This is a genomic window from Thalassotalea marina, from assembly GCF_014656435.1.
In the GTDB taxonomy this organism is placed as follows: domain Bacteria; phylum Pseudomonadota; class Gammaproteobacteria; order Enterobacterales; family Alteromonadaceae; genus Thalassotalea_C; species Thalassotalea_C marina.
The window spans coordinates 1-14144 of the sequence record NZ_BNCK01000001.1 but is presented as its reverse complement, the minus strand read 5'-3'; the positions used below and the strand labels follow the sequence as shown (position 1 = coordinate 14144).

General features: G+C 38.8%; 12 protein-coding genes. 5 read left to right on the top strand and 7 right to left on the bottom strand.

Annotation, left to right across the window (positions count from 1 at the left end; genetic code table 11):
• The first annotated feature begins 77 nt into the window (after positions 1–77).
• Both IE199_RS00060 and IE199_RS00055 read left to right on the top strand, forming a co-directional pair.
• A complete protein-coding gene (locus tag IE199_RS00060) occupies positions 78–242 on the top strand; it encodes a hypothetical protein (RefSeq protein WP_229854429.1) in 165 nt (54 codons plus the stop codon).
• Between the two features lie 183 nt (positions 243–425).
• Positions 426–1301: an SMP-30/gluconolactonase/LRE family protein gene (locus IE199_RS00055; protein ID WP_189766681.1), complete on the top strand. Its 876-nt coding sequence runs from the start codon at positions 426–428 to the stop codon at positions 1299–1301.
• A 63-nt stretch (positions 1302–1364) separates the two neighbouring features.
• Here IE199_RS00055 and IE199_RS22130 read toward each other — a convergent pair whose 3' ends face one another.
• Both IE199_RS22130 and IE199_RS00045 read right to left on the bottom strand, forming a co-directional pair.
• Positions 1365–2966 (bottom strand): methyl-accepting chemotaxis protein, encoded by a 1602-nt coding sequence (locus tag IE199_RS22130; RefSeq protein ID WP_189766680.1) that lies wholly within the window; start codon positions 2964–2966, stop codon positions 1365–1367.
• A gap of 155 nt (positions 2967–3121) precedes the next feature.
• Positions 3122–3736 (bottom strand): fumarylacetoacetate hydrolase family protein, encoded by a 615-nt coding sequence (locus tag IE199_RS00045; protein ID WP_189766679.1) that lies wholly within the window; start codon positions 3734–3736, stop codon positions 3122–3124.
• Between the two features lie 210 nt (positions 3737–3946).
• Between IE199_RS00045 and IE199_RS00040 the strand changes: the two genes are divergently transcribed.
• The gene (locus IE199_RS00040) at positions 3947–4645 is read left to right on the top strand and encodes a hypothetical protein (RefSeq protein ID WP_189766678.1); all 699 of its coding nucleotides are present in this window, start codon (positions 3947–3949) and stop codon (positions 4643–4645) included.
• An 86-nt stretch (positions 4646–4731) separates the two neighbouring features.
• Here the strand turns inward: IE199_RS00040 and ssb are convergent, their stop codons facing one another.
• Both ssb and IE199_RS00030 read right to left on the bottom strand, forming a co-directional pair.
• Positions 4732–5391 (bottom strand): single-stranded DNA-binding protein, encoded by a 660-nt coding sequence (gene ssb / locus IE199_RS00035; protein WP_189766677.1) that lies wholly within the window; start codon positions 5389–5391, stop codon positions 4732–4734.
• 150 nt (positions 5392–5541) lie between these two features.
• Positions 5542–5946 (bottom strand): acyl-CoA thioesterase, encoded by a 405-nt coding sequence (locus tag IE199_RS00030; protein WP_189766676.1) that lies wholly within the window; start codon positions 5944–5946, stop codon positions 5542–5544.
• Between the two features lie 78 nt (positions 5947–6024).
• Between IE199_RS00030 and IE199_RS00025 the strand changes: the two genes are divergently transcribed.
• Positions 6025–6720, top strand: a complete 696-nt coding sequence (locus IE199_RS00025; protein ID WP_189766675.1) for a 2OG-Fe(II) oxygenase — start codon at positions 6025–6027, stop codon at positions 6718–6720.
• A 14-nt stretch (positions 6721–6734) separates the two neighbouring features.
• A complete protein-coding gene (locus IE199_RS00020) occupies positions 6735–8282 on the top strand; it encodes an amidohydrolase family protein (RefSeq protein WP_189766674.1) in 1548 nt (515 codons plus the stop codon).
• Between the two features lie 52 nt (positions 8283–8334).
• Here the strand turns inward: IE199_RS00020 and pssA are convergent, their stop codons facing one another.
• The 3 genes from pssA to IE199_RS00005 all read right to left on the bottom strand — a co-directional run bounded on the left by pssA (position 8335) and on the right by IE199_RS00005 (position 13863).
• A complete protein-coding gene (gene pssA, locus IE199_RS00015; protein ID WP_189766673.1) occupies positions 8335–9651 on the bottom strand; it encodes a CDP-diacylglycerol--serine O-phosphatidyltransferase in 1317 nt (438 codons plus the stop codon).
• A gap of 89 nt (positions 9652–9740) precedes the next feature.
• Positions 9741–11717, bottom strand: a complete 1977-nt coding sequence (locus tag IE199_RS00010; protein ID WP_189766672.1) for a methyl-accepting chemotaxis protein — start codon at positions 11715–11717, stop codon at positions 9741–9743.
• 115 nt (positions 11718–11832) lie between these two features.
• The gene (locus IE199_RS00005; protein WP_189766671.1) at positions 11833–13863 is read right to left on the bottom strand and encodes an NADPH-dependent 2,4-dienoyl-CoA reductase; all 2031 of its coding nucleotides are present in this window, start codon (positions 13861–13863) and stop codon (positions 11833–11835) included.
• Positions 13864–14144 lie beyond the last annotated feature (281 nt).

The following is a 14144-nucleotide window of genomic DNA, read 5'->3' as shown; positions in this document are numbered from 1 at the left end:
ATTGTAAGTCTAACGATTGTGCTGTATCCGACAGCATTTGAGGAGGAACTATGGAGTTTAATGATATTCACATTGGTATGAAATGTGGTAGTAAGAAAGGAAGTGGTACAGTTACATGGATAGATGGCTCAACTAGAACCATCTATATGGCCAATATAGATGATAACAATAGCTTCGAAGTAAACTTCGACGAAATCATCGAAGATCCTCAAGCGCATAACAGAGAAGATACTTATTACTAAATGCCGATGATCCTTTACTACGACAAAACCTCCTACGGGAGGTTTTTTAATAACTAAAATATATGTACTTCTCATCAAGCACTATACCAACTGTATAAAAACCAATTACTTATAACCTAAAATTCCTATCACAAATAGTATTGTGTGGTAATGTAATTTTAAAAGGATAAAAGAATTATATTTATGATTAAAAGTGCAATTTTTATGTTGTCGGCAATTCCATTTGCTGCCAGTACAATGACAATCACCTCTGATACCACCGACTGGATGCCAAATAATTCCTTCACACAAGGTGTAGAAGGTCCTGCGGTAAATAAAGACGGGGATTTATTTGCCGTAAACTTCAAACAACAAGGCACCATTGGAAGAGTTTTCGGCAAAGGCAAGGCAGAAGTGTATCTAACATTGGAAAACGGCTCTATCGGCAACGGTATTCGCTTTGACCAACAAGGCAATATGTATATTGCTGATTATGTTAATCACAATGTCCTACGTTTTAATTCTCAGAAAAAATCACTTGAGGTTTACGCACACAACCCCAAAATGAACCAACCAAATGATGTTGCTATCATGGACAATGGTATTTTGTTCGCCAGTGATCCTAACTGGAGCAACAACACAGGGAATTTATGGCGAATCAACACCGATGGCAGCACAGTGCTATTAGAAGCCAATATGGGGACAACTAATGGTGTTGAAGTCAGTCCTGATAATAAAACATTATATGTTAATGAAAGCGTGCAACGTAACATTTGGCGATATCAGTTAGATGACATGGGAAATGTAACCGATAAGGCATTGTTTTATCATTTTGACGATCATGGTATGGATGGTATGCGCACCGACAAACAGGGTAATTTGTATGTTGCTCGTTATGGTGCAGGTGAAATTGCCGTTATTACCCCTCAAGGCGAGTTAAAAAAGACAATAAAACTTACAGGACAACACCCAACCAATATAGCCTTTGGCGGTGAAGATGGTAAACAAATATTCATTACCATGCAAAAACGAGGCGCCATTGAAAGCTACCTCAACGATATTCCAGGGCGCAATCACTAAAACCCAAAAAAAGAGCAAGTATTAAACTTGCTCTTTCAAAACCTGTTGAGCTATGTCGATGGTTTACAGTTTAAACTGTGATACCTGCTCATTTAATTGATAGGCAAGCTCGAGCAAGTGCTCACTGATCTGTTTACCACGAATAGCATCTTCACTAGATTGTTCTGCAATATCGCTAATGTTAGTTACATTGTGGTTAATTTCTTCCGCTGCTAAGTTTTGCTGTTTAGCTGCATTTGAAATTTGGCAGTTTAGTTCATCAAGCTCTGCAATTTGCGCCGTAATTTCAACCAATAACCCGGCAACATTAGTGACATCTTCCGCTTTTTCATTTGCTTGTTGACTGGCAAGTTGCATCGAAGTTACGGCATTATTTGCGTCATTTTGCAACGCCAAAATAGTTGTCTGAATTTGATCGATTGACTCTCGTGTTCTTGTAGCCAGCGATCTTACCTCATCCGCTACAACGGCAAAGCCTCGTCCTTGTTCGCCAGCCCTAGCGGCTTCGATGGCGGCATTTAATGCCAACAAGTTTGTTTGTTCGGCAATGGCGGTTATCATCTCTAGAACCGTACCAACTTCATGAGTCTTATTGTTAAGCTCAGTGATCATGTCAGTGTTTTGAATAACTTGATCACGCAATTGGTAAATGCCCTCTTTGGCGCCCTCGACCAAAGTTAAACCTGATTTTGCGTGTTCACTGACAGTTACTGATTTTTGTGCTGCACTTTCAGTATTCTGCTGGACTTCATCTGCACTAGCATCTAATTCATTAATTGCCGCAGCTACAGAGTCGGTGCCATTTTTTTGGTTAAGCACAGCTTCACGAGTTAATCTAGAAATTTCATCAACTTGTGTTGCTGATTCTATCAATCGATTTGAGGCATCTGACACAGAAACAAAACTGGTTTTAAACCTTGCCATCATTTTATTAAGAGCAGTTGTAACAGCACCTAACTCATCGTGATAATTCACTTTGATTTCTTTATTTAAGTTTAAGTTTTGTTCCACTTCATTGATGGTATTACGTAAGCGTTTTAACCTAAAAAGAACCAATTTGTTAAAAGTAACACTGAGTAAAGTAAAACAAACAACCGTAATGATAAGTTGAAGCACACCGGCTTGTGTAATTGACTTACGGATTTCTTTCTCAACACCTGACAAGTCATACGTTACTTTTACTGCGCCTAAAACTTCCCCTTCTTGAACTTGGTGACAAGCTAAACAATTGGTTCCCCGGTAATCAGCACTAGCTTCAATAGGGCTGATAAAACTAATCATCCGCTTTCCATCTCGCTCTATGAAGTCGAATGCCTTTTTACCCGCCAAACCATCACGTTCAAACTGATTAGTTGGTGCTTGATCGGCAAATCCAGGACCAAAGGTTTTGTTGATAGCTTCGCCTCGTAGAATTCTAGCTTCTACGATGGAGGGCTGACTTTGGATTTTTTGTTGAATAATTTGACGGTTAGCAATTGTGCCCGTTAGCATCATGGTATTAACTGAATCAAAGTAATTTAATGCTAACGATTCTAGATTCTGTTTAACAAAGGTTTTACTGAGTTCCTGCTCGTCATGATAGAAAAAAACCATGGTAGTTGTTAAAAACAAAATGGCGAAGGTTACTAACGCCAAATTTATTTTTTTCGCTAATGTCATTTGCATAAAATCATCTCGAACGAGTTAAAGAGTAAAACAGCCCTATTTTACTCAGATAAATTTTAGTTTAAAAAATATTTAGGCTTTTCTTAATCTATCGCAAACAAATGATCAAAAACTTGATAAATCTTTACAAAAATTTTACGTCAAAGCCGCTAAACTTACTCTGCTTGCCAACTCTGCTCTAACAAAAGCAGGTTTTTGCTAAACAACTTTAATACAAACTCACTACCTGAGTTAACCACTCCGACTCCTTTCGGTGTACCAGTCATTACGATGTCGTTATCTTGCAATTGAGTATAGCTCGCTAAAAAGTCGCGAATAACGTTTGGTTGAGACATCATTAATTCGATATTTGCTTCTTGTGTTACACGATCATCAATTAACAATTGAAACGACAAAGCGTTAACTTCCAATTCATCTAATACTATAAACTTAGTAAATAACGCTGAATTATCAAATGCTTTTGCACGCTCCCAGGGTAAACCTTTCAGCTTCAATTTACTTTGTAAATCTCTCTTGGTTAAATCTAACCCCAAACCCACTGCGTGATATTTGCCATTCCTAATCAAAAAGCACAGTTCCGCTTCATAGTGGATAGGCTCTTGATGGAAAGAGATTAATCTCTCACCGATCGCTGAATTTGGCTTATTAAATACGACGATTTCACTCGGTACTTCATTATTCAGCTCTTGAATATGTTCAACATAGTTACGCCCAATACATACAATCTTATTAGGAATAACTTTTTCATTGTCGACTACAACAGTATTCATGCTTTGATATCCTGTTTTATGAATAGATAGTGTGCCTAAAAGTAGGCCAGCCTATTCAATAATAAATAACATGAAACTTATCATGTAACCCCATGAAAAAACAAAATTTCACGGGCAATATCGATAATAAATAAAATAAATTACATCTCTATAGTCCAACGGTATTAACATCAATTCCCTCAGACAACAGCAAATACAAAAGGGAAAGCTTTGTTAACCTATTACGACTTTTTTGGCGCAATAAATACGGCATTTATTTCTATCAGTGTGCTAGGAGTGATATCTCAATTGCGGACAATTTGGTTTAGGAAAGATGATGAAACCCTAAAGAAAGCACCAACTGAGCTACTTTCCCTAAACCAATTCACGGTAAGTTTTTTAGCTTACTTATCATTTTTTGTTTATGGTTATTCGATTACGCCATTTAATCATTATATTGTTTGGCCACGACTGATTGCTTCCATTATCGTTTTATGCATTTTGTTTGAGATAATGCGAGATCGCAAAACTCGTAGTGCTAAGGTAAGTGCTGCTGTATGTAGCCTCTGTTTGTTGTTCGCGACATTAGGGTTGGTTTTTGCGGGCACCGTCACAGACAGCACAAAACTGATCTCTACCTCCATCATCCTGATTGTTTCGGCATTGATTGCACAAGGTTACTACCACCAAATAAAAATGATTATTTCATCTGGTCGTACTGGTGCAGTAAATCTAAAAATGAGCCAATTTATTTTAATGATGGATGTTTCCACCGTTGCATTTGCTTTAAGTATGGGAATCAATCAAGGCTGGCCTTTATTGGTACTGGCGGTAACAAGCGGCATAACCAAAATAACTATTATGTACCTATTTAGATGGGTGAAAATAAGCCCTACGGCAAAAGAACGACGACTTTTGGCTGGCAATTAAAAAAACATATCTTGGTTATTACAGTTAATTAAATACATATAAAAAAAGCCGCTTAATAGCGGCTTTTAAAAATAATTTTATGTTATTTAGAACGGAATATCGTCATCAAAATCAATTGTTGGCTCTTGAGGGTTTACCTTAGCATTTGATTGATTCTGTTGCTGATAACCACCACTTTGTTGCTGTGGTTGTTGATAACCGCCACTTTGTTGCTGTGGTTGTTGATAGCCGCCACTGTGTTGTTGCTGAGGCTGTTGGTAGCTTTGTTGTGGAGCAGATTGTTGATGCTGCTGTTGTGGCGCACTCTGCTGATAAGCTGGCTGTTGAGCTGCTTGTTGCTGATAACCACCTTGCTGTTGAGGTGCTTGTTGTTGGAAACCACCACCCTGTGACATACCACCTTGACCACGAGAGTCTAACATTTGCATCTCATTAGCAACAATCTCAGTAGTATACTGATCTTGTCCCTGTTGGTTTTGCCACTTGCGCGTTTGTAAGCGCCCTTCAATGTAAACTTTTGAACCTTTTTTTAGATATTCGCCAGCAATTTCCGCTAAACGTTGATAAATCACGATGCGATGCCACTCAGTTTTTTCTTTTTGCTCGCCAGTTTGTTTATCTTTCCATGTTTCTGAGGTTGCAACGGTAAAATTGGCAACTGCGCTGCCATTTGGCATAAAACGCACTTCAGGGTCTTGCCCTAAATTTCCAACGATGATGACTTTATTTATCCCACGACTGGCCATGTATTAATCTCACTTTCTAATTTGGGTCAACACGTTTAAGTTATTGACAATAAAGCAGTATATTAAGCGCTAACACACACTACTTTATTCAGGTTTAACAGTTAAGAGATCCATTCTAACATCGCCCTTTGCGATGTGATAGTTCCAATTTTATTTCTTTAGATATTCCGTCATTTTTTCAACAATATCCTCCGGTATTTTTACCGCTTTTTGCGCTTGATAGTCAAAATGTACCATAACGGCAGTACCTGATGCGACTAAGGAATCTCGCTGCCAAATCTCTTGGTAAACATCAAAAGATGAACCACCTATGCGGCCAATGTAAGTTCGTACTTCCATTTCATATTCGTAATACATCTGCGCGATAAACGACACATCAATTTTTGCTAAAATTAAGCGCCATTTAGTTAAATCTAAATCAGGCGTAAACCACTTAAAAATCTCATCTCTTGCCCCTTCAAACCAAACAGGCACCATTGTATTGTTAATATGGCCTAAACCGTCAGTATCACTAAACCTAGGCTTAAATGTGTCAGTAAAGTATTTATCAGACATAGTATTCTCTTCATTGAAATGGTGCGTTAAAACTGATTACACTAGTGTTAAATAACAACCAACGGTTTTTTTAGATTTATGACCGATTTTATCGAAATATATCCGCAAACATTAACACCAGAATTTTGCCAGCAATTTATCGCCTCGTTTGAACAAAGTCCACATAAAACTGCTGGTCGCACAGGTGGCGGCGTAGATGAATCGAAGAAAATAAGTCAAGACATATATTTGAATCAACACCCAGAATTTCAGCAATCACTAAATACCATAACACAAGCTTGTACCAATAGGTTATTGGAATACATCAACAAATATTACTTCAGCTTAATTAGCTCAATTTCGTTGACATTAGAACATCCTGTTACCAAAAAACCGGTGCAATTGACGCAAGAAAACTTTGAAGAAGTCGCTAAACCAAATTTGTTTAATTTGGTACGCTATTTATTTCGGTTAGCGCCAATTAATGCGCAAAAATATAATAAACAACAAGGTAATTACCAATATTGGCACTCTGAAATATTTCCACAACCTGGCCATAACGACGCATTACATCGAGTATTGTTGTTTATTATTTATTTAAACGATGTTGCCGAAGGTGGTGAAACCGACTTCTTTTATCAAGAAAAATCAATAAAACCCGAAGCTGGCACTATGATTATCGCTCCTTGTGGTTTTACACATACACACAGAGGAAATATTCCAATTTCTAACGACAAATATGTGTTAACGTCATGGATGTTATATAACCCAGCTCAACAGATTTATACCTCTTAACAACGAGAAAAATAATGAAAAAACTGATCGTTCTATTTTGCACCCTGATTAGCTTGTCAGTCATAGCAGGCCCTGGAAAAAAAGCTCCAGATAGAGAAAGCGGTAAAGGCCCATATAAACGTTTAATATTGCGTGGCGGTATTGTCGTTAATGGTGAAGGCGCCCCAGCACGAGGCCCAATGGATATCGTTATTGAAAATGATCGTATCGTTCGAATGGTGAGTGTTGGTAACCCAGGCGTGCCAATTAAAGCAAACTATAGACCTAAAGCCGAAGAAGGTGATCTCGAAATAGATGTCGAAGGCCAATATATTTTACCAGGCTTTATCGATATGCACGGCCATATTGGTGGGAGTGCGGATAACATTCCTGCCGAATACGTTTTAAAATTATGGTTGGCACACGGAATTACAACCGTGCGTGAACCTGGCAGCTTTAATGGTGTTGATTGGGTTATGGATCATGTTAAACGCAGTGAAAAGAACACAATTGCAGCACCGAGAATCATTCCATACGTTGGCTTTGGCATGGAACAAAGCTCCCCTATCACCACACCTGAACAAGCAAGAAAATGGGTTAAAAACATAGCTAAACGTGGCGCCAAAGGCATTAAGTTTTTTGGTGCTCCTCCTAAAATCATGGCTGCAGCGTTAGATGAAGCAAAAAAACAAGGTTTAGGTTCAATGATGCACCATGCACAGCTTGAAGTAACCAATATGAACGTTGTGGACTCAGCGCGTTTAGGCTTAACAACCATGGAACATTGGTACGGTTTACCAGAGGCTTTGTTTGAACATCAACATATTCAAAACTACTCACCGGATTACAATTATAATGACGAACAAAATCGTTTCGGTGAAGCTGGCCGTTTATGGGATCAAGCAGCAAAACCTGATACCGAAAAATGGCAACAAGTACGTGATGAGTTGATTAAACTCGACTTCACCATCAACCCGACGATGACCATTTATGAAGCTAGCAGAGATTTGATGCGCGAAATGAATGCTGACTGGCACAAAGAATATACCTTACCTACGTTATGGGATTTTTTCCAACCTAACAAATATGCACATGGCTCATATTGGTTCGACTGGACTACCGATGATGAAATTGCTTGGAAAAAGAACTACCAACAATGGATGACGTTTATTAACGATTATAAAAACCATGGTGGCCGAGTAACAACTGGCTCAGATTCTGGCTATATTTTCAAAATATACGGTTTTGGTTATATCCGTGAATTAGAGCTTTTAAGAGAAGCAGGTTTTAATGCCTTAGAAGTAATACAAGCAGCAACCATTAATGGTGCGGAAGCACTTGGCTTAGAAGATGAAATTGGCTCACTTCGTGTTGGCAAAAAAGCAGATATGGTAATTGTTGGCGAAAACCCATTACGTAACTTTAAAGTACTTTATGGAACAGGCCATTTCCGCCTTGACGACAACAATAAACCTACACGCTCTGGTGGCGTAAATTACACCATTAAAGACGGTATTGTTTACGATGCCAAAGCATTGCTAAAAGATGTTCGTGACATTGTAAAACAAGCAAAAGAGCAATAACCTAAAAACATTAAGGCCGGCTTAACACCGGCCTTGATAGTTATTGTAAACATTACAAAAAACGTTTAATTAGGTGGTCAGTACGACTCATTTTTATACGTTTTAACAGTTTCAATACTTTGTCAGGATATTCATCAACTTGGCGAATATCGTCTTCACACCTTACCTGCATTGTGTGTTCTAATATGCCAGTTACCTCTTGGCTTACCCGAGGCAACAACTGTTGCTGTTTATCGTGAATTAATAACGCATTTTCTAAATCCAAGCGCCATGCTCTGGGGTTTAAGTTGCTGCCAGTAATTAAATGATATTCTTCGTCAACAATCATTCCTTTAGCGTGAAAGCTATTCGCCTCATGTCGCCAACAATGGATTGCTAAGTCGCCAGTTTCGATAAACTGTTGCCACTTTTTTAACATTCTACAGAGTAAGTGTTCATACAGGTATGGAATGATACCAATTGTTCGAAAAGGTTTTTCTTGGCATATAAAGAAGTCATTGGCTCTTTTATCACCAACCACTAATTCAACTTTTACGCCCCTAGCAAGCGCCGACGATAGCGCTTTTTCAATAGGACGAGGAAAATTAAAATAAGGCGTGATCAGCATAATACTGCGCTGGCTTTTTTCGATTAATTCGACACAGGTTTTATTTAATACGTTGCCTTTACTACCGCAGCCAACAATAGGATAAATCACTAATTCTTTTTTATCTTCCGGTTGCTCAATTTGGTATTGTGAGTTATTCAATCGATAAAACGTTTTACGACTCAGCTTTTTCAGCTGGCTTTTTGTTAATGAACATTCTTCGTCAAATGTGCGTACCAACTTTGTGTCAATTAAATTGTCATTTACAAACTGACACATGCTATCTGCTAGTGACTTGTTTTCTATAGTGTAATATCTGTCCAGTCGATACTGTTTTTGGGTATGCATATAAACATTATTGATACTGGCACCAGTATATAAGACTGTGTCATCGAAGATCATGCCCTTTAAGTGCATCACCCCCAACAATTCTTTTGATTTAACTCTGACACCATAAAGTTTTATATCAACACCAGCTTCTGTTATCGCCTGGCGATAAAATGCTTGATTACCTTCATCTTTGTCGTGACCAATTAAGCCTCTACGCGCCCGATGGTCATCGACTAAAACAATAATATCTAACGTTGGAATTGCTTGTTTTTTGCAGATCAAGCGTTTAAGAACATCCTGACCTGCTTCATCATTTTCAAGATACAACGCAGTTATCACAATGCGATTTTGCGCTTGTTCAATTAAATGAAGAACTTGCTGATAATAGTCTGTAGGGTTCTTTAATATAGTTATGTGGTCAGCAGATACGCTAACACAATTTAGATCATTCAATATTCAACCTAATAATGGCTTATTTCATTCCATTTTTCTGACTTTCCATGCCCGCCATTACACTATAACTACAAATTTTTTTCTACATGCTAACCAGTATTTTCTAATCTGAATTGTTGCAATTGACTAGATAAGTTATCTGCTAGTGAAGATAAATGTCCACCAGCTAACGCGGCTTCATTGGCAGCATTTAATATATTGTCTGAGCCTAGTGCTATGTTGTTAGTGTTTTTATCAATCGATAACACCATTTCTCGTTGTTGTATTACTGCACTTGAAATACCTAAAGTGGCATGTACGATATTTTTTACTGATTGCGTAACTAAGGTAAAAGACTCTTGTACTTGTTGAGTTTTTTCAACACCTAGATCTGCTTTGTCGACTCCTTGCTTCATAGCAATAACGGCTTGCTCAGCACCTGCTTGCAAAACGGTAATAATACGTTGGATCTCTGCTGTTGCCTCTTGTGTTCGATTTGCCAAGGTTCTGACTTCGTCAGCAACAACAGCAAATCCACGTCCCTGTTCCCCAGCCCTTGCAGCTTCAATTGCCGCATTGAGGGCAAGCAAGTTTGTTTGCTCAGCAATTTCCCGAATGACATCAACAAACCTGCCTATGTTTGTGCTGTTGTCAGCGAGTTCATTAATAACCTGTGCTGATTGATTGACTTCTTGTGCAATCGCTGTAATTGCTTGGGCGGTATCAACAACGATAGATTGACCTTGATGCACATATTCACTTGCGGTATCGGTAACTCCTTTTGCCTCGTCGGTGTGATCAGCAATGTTGTTCACTGAGGCGGTTACTTGACCTACTGCTTGAGCAACTTGATGGGTTTCTTGTTGTTGCGACGCAATGTTAATTTGCATTGTATCAGTCAGTTGGTGAATATTTTCAGACGCAGCCTTGAGATTTACCACATCATTTTGCAATAACATCAGCAACTGGTTCACTTTTGATTGCATTAAAGAAAAACTCTGGCCAATGTCACCTAACTCATCATAAGTATTGATGTTTAACGGCTTTGAAAAGTCGCCCTCTCCCATACGCTCTGCAGCCGCTCTGATCTGTTGCACATTGGTTTTAAGTGACCAATAAATACCAACCAATAAATAGCTTGTTGTAACAATAACTAAAATAATGATCATACAAACTAGTGCTAGATTGCGCCGACTTGTACTTTTTAGTTGTTCTATTCGAGAGGTAAGCAATTCATTTGTTAATTGTTTTGAAGCAAGCACTTTTTCAGTCGTTTTGTTGGCTAGTTGATGTGACTGACCTATTGTTATGCTAACCTCATCTGGCTGAATCACCTTGTTATTTATAGTGTTTATGTATCGGGTTATTTGCGCGGTAAGCTCATTATTGATCTGAATATAGTCATTTAGCTCTCCATCTGTGACTCTGGTAAGCTGTTCGAGCGATTTCTCCAGTTGATGGTTAATTTCCAATAATCGATTTTGCTGCGCAACCATTTCAGTGTAGCGCTCGGCATTAAATCCATCAGTGACCACAAGGTTTGTTAAATCTTGAAAGCGTTTTAGATACTCGATTAAGTTGGGCAAGCGACTTTCGCCAATTTCTAACAAATAGAAGGCTTTAGCATCACTTTCTCGACTCAAACCACTCAACGCGGCAATGTCTTCTCTTAGCGCCAATGTTTTACTGTAAAGACTTTGATAAGTGGTAAACGATTCACTCGTTAATTGGTTTTTAGCTTGTTGCCATTGTTTGGTTAACAAGCTGACTTGTGGCATCAGCTGATTAAAAAGTACAGAATCACTAAGTGCTTTTGAAAAATGATCAAGTTGTAAAGACACTGTAGGTAAATCTGTCGAAGAGGAGCGTACACCTGCGATTTTATTTTCTAACTCCATGACTCGTTCGATTAAATAAAAGCCATCAAGCTCATGGTGGTATTGAGTCAGTAACCTTTGTTGTTCAACAATGATCCAAGAGGATGTTATAAAAAGCGGTAAATAAAACATTACCGCTAAAATGAGAAACTTTGTTTTAAATCTTATAGCATTGGCTAATGTAATTACTGGTGATAAAAGTTGAGACATTAGTTTCCTTAATCACGGTTCATTGTTATTCATTAACAACACATGACCTGAAAACTAAGTAATTTGTTTCATCACGAAGTAATGCGTTTCTAGCTACTTATTTGTCGTACTTATGTTAGATAGTGATAGCTAGCTCTAACGCTTGTCGAATTGCCCGCTTGGCATCTAGTTCAGCTGCAACATCAGCGCCACCAATTAAATGTGTTGGTATATTTGCATCAGTTAATGTTTGCAATAAGCTTCGCTCAGGCTCTTGACCAGCACAAACAATCACGTCATCCACCGGTAAAAGCTTTGCTTGGCCATCTTGAATAATATGTAGACCTTGATCATCAATTTTCTCGTAGCTAACACCTGCCAACATGGTAACGCCGTTATCTTTTAACGTGGTTCGGTGTATCCATCCTGTGGTCTTGCCTAAGCCTGCGCCAACTTTAGTTGTTTTGCGCTGTAGTAAATAAATTTCTCTTTCAGGCTTATGCTTAGTTTTTTCATTTAATAAAGCGCCACCTTGCTGGTACTGTTTATCTACCCCCCATACTTTCATCCATTCTTCTGAATTTTTTGAAAGACCATTTTGTTCAACTAGGTAACAACCTACATCAAAACCAATGCCACCAGCGCCAATGATGGCAACCTTTTGTCCAATATCTACTTTATCTCTTATTACTTGTAAGTAAGTCTTTACTTTCTGATGGTTTGAACCTGGGATATTAAGCTGCCTTGGTACAATGCCTGTGGCTAAAACCACTTCGTCAAATCCTAAGTCAATCAACTCTTGAGCAGATTTTTTACTTCCTAATTCCACATTGACTTGATGTAGTTTCAGCTGCACATCAAAATAACGCAGAGTCTCATAAAACTCTTCCTTGCCAGGGATTTGCTTTGCGATATTAAACTGGCCACCTATTTGTTCTTGTTGATCAAACAAGGTTACTTTATGCCCTTTTTGCGAAGCATAAACACTAAACGCTAACCCTGCTGGGCCTGCGCCTATTACTGCCAATTTTTTAGCTGTTTTGCTAGGCTCAATTTTTAATTCTGTTTCATAACATGCTTGTGGATTCACTAAACACGAAGCTCGTTTTTGCTTAAAAACATGATCCAAACAAGCCTGATTACAAGCTATGCAGGTATTAATTTGTTCACTGTGATTATTGGCCGCTTTATTGACAAAGTCTGGATCAGCTAAAAATGGTCTTGCCATAGACACCATATCAGCGTGTCCTTGAGACAAGACTTGTTCCGCAACTTCTGGTGTATTAATTCGATTGGTTGTCACTAAAGGAACAGATACTTCCTTTTTCATGCGCTCAGTAATCCAAGTAAATGCTGCTCTTGGAACAGAAGTCGCAATGGTTGGCACACGAGCTTCATGCCAACCAATACCAGTATTGATAATGGTTGCGCCAGCAGACTCAATTGCTTTTGCCATGGTTACAATGTCTTGCCATTCATTACCACCTTCAACCAGATCCAACATGGAAAGTCTAAAGATGATAATAAACTCTTTGCCTGCTTTTTCTCTTACGGCTTTGACAATTTCGCAAGCTAAACGCATACGATTTTCAATACTGCCGCCCCACTCATCATCACGTTTATTCGTTCTAACACAGCTAAACTGATTAATGAGATAACCCTCTGAGCCCATAATTTCAACGCCATCATAACCAGCTTTAGCAGCCAATTTAGCTGAATAGGCAAAATCTTTTATCGTTGATTTGATTTGTCTAACCGACATGGCGCTGGGCGTAAACGGGTTTATTGGCGCCTTGATTTTACTGGCTGAAACATTAAAGGGATGATACGCATATCGACCTGCGTGTAATAGTTGCAGACATATTTTGGTTGGGTATTGGTGAACAGCTTCAGTCACAATACGGTGTTTGTTGACCTGCCAAGGGTAACTTAACTGACAGCCAAATGGCGCTAAACGCCCGCGGGCATTAGGACTGATACCCCCCGTTACAATTAGTCCTACACCACCTTTGGCTCGAGCTTGATAAAATGCAGCCAGCTTTTCAAAACCACCTTTTTCTTCCTCCAAGCCGGTGTGCATGGAGCCCATTAATACACGATTACTCAATTGCGTGAAGCCTAAATCAAGCGGGCTGAGTAAATGAGGAAAGGCTGAATTGTGTTGCATAATTTTATCCAAAAGGTCTAACCAGTGGATATAACTTAGATCCAGATAGGTAAAACTGCAAGCTTTATTTTGACACCTGTCAGATGAGAATTATTAAGAAGATAATAAAAAGGCTTCCTATGAAGCCTTTTTTAAATAACATGCTCATCGATGAGTAGATTCCCCCGGGCATGCCCGGGGTACTTACTGTTACAACTCCATTCGGAGTTGATCTGAATCCTTACGACCTTGATACTCAACGTAGTTCCGTATTACTGCTTCGTCTACACCTACGCTACTTA

Excerpts from the sequence above, each read along its gene's own strand:
- IE199_RS00030 (WP_189766676.1), bottom strand. The coding sequence starts at position 5,946 with ATGTCTGATAAATACTTTACTGACACATTTAAGCCTAGGTTTAGTGAT.
- IE199_RS00010 (WP_189766672.1), bottom strand. The coding sequence starts at position 11,717 with ATGTCTCAACTTTTATCACCAGTAATTACATTAGCCAATGCTATAAGA.
- IE199_RS00055 (WP_189766681.1), top strand. The coding sequence starts at position 426 with ATGATTAAAAGTGCAATTTTTATGTTGTCGGCAATTCCATTTGCTGCC.
- IE199_RS00020 (WP_189766674.1), top strand. The coding sequence starts at position 6,735 with ATGAAAAAACTGATCGTTCTATTTTGCACCCTGATTAGCTTGTCAGTC.
- IE199_RS00060 (WP_229854429.1), top strand. The coding sequence starts at position 78 with ATGAAATGTGGTAGTAAGAAAGGAAGTGGTACAGTTACATGGATAGAT.
- IE199_RS00045 (WP_189766679.1), bottom strand. The coding sequence starts at position 3,736 with ATGAATACTGTTGTAGTCGACAATGAAAAAGTTATTCCTAATAAGATT.
- IE199_RS00025 (WP_189766675.1), top strand. The coding sequence starts at position 6,025 with ATGACCGATTTTATCGAAATATATCCGCAAACATTAACACCAGAATTT.
- IE199_RS00005 (WP_189766671.1), bottom strand. The coding sequence starts at position 13,863 with ATGCAACACAATTCAGCCTTTCCTCATTTACTCAGCCCGCTTGATTTA.
- IE199_RS22130 (WP_189766680.1), bottom strand. The coding sequence starts at position 2,966 with ATGCAAATGACATTAGCGAAAAAAATAAATTTGGCGTTAGTAACCTTC.
- ssb (WP_189766677.1), bottom strand. The coding sequence starts at position 5,391 with ATGGCCAGTCGTGGGATAAATAAAGTCATCATCGTTGGAAATTTAGGG.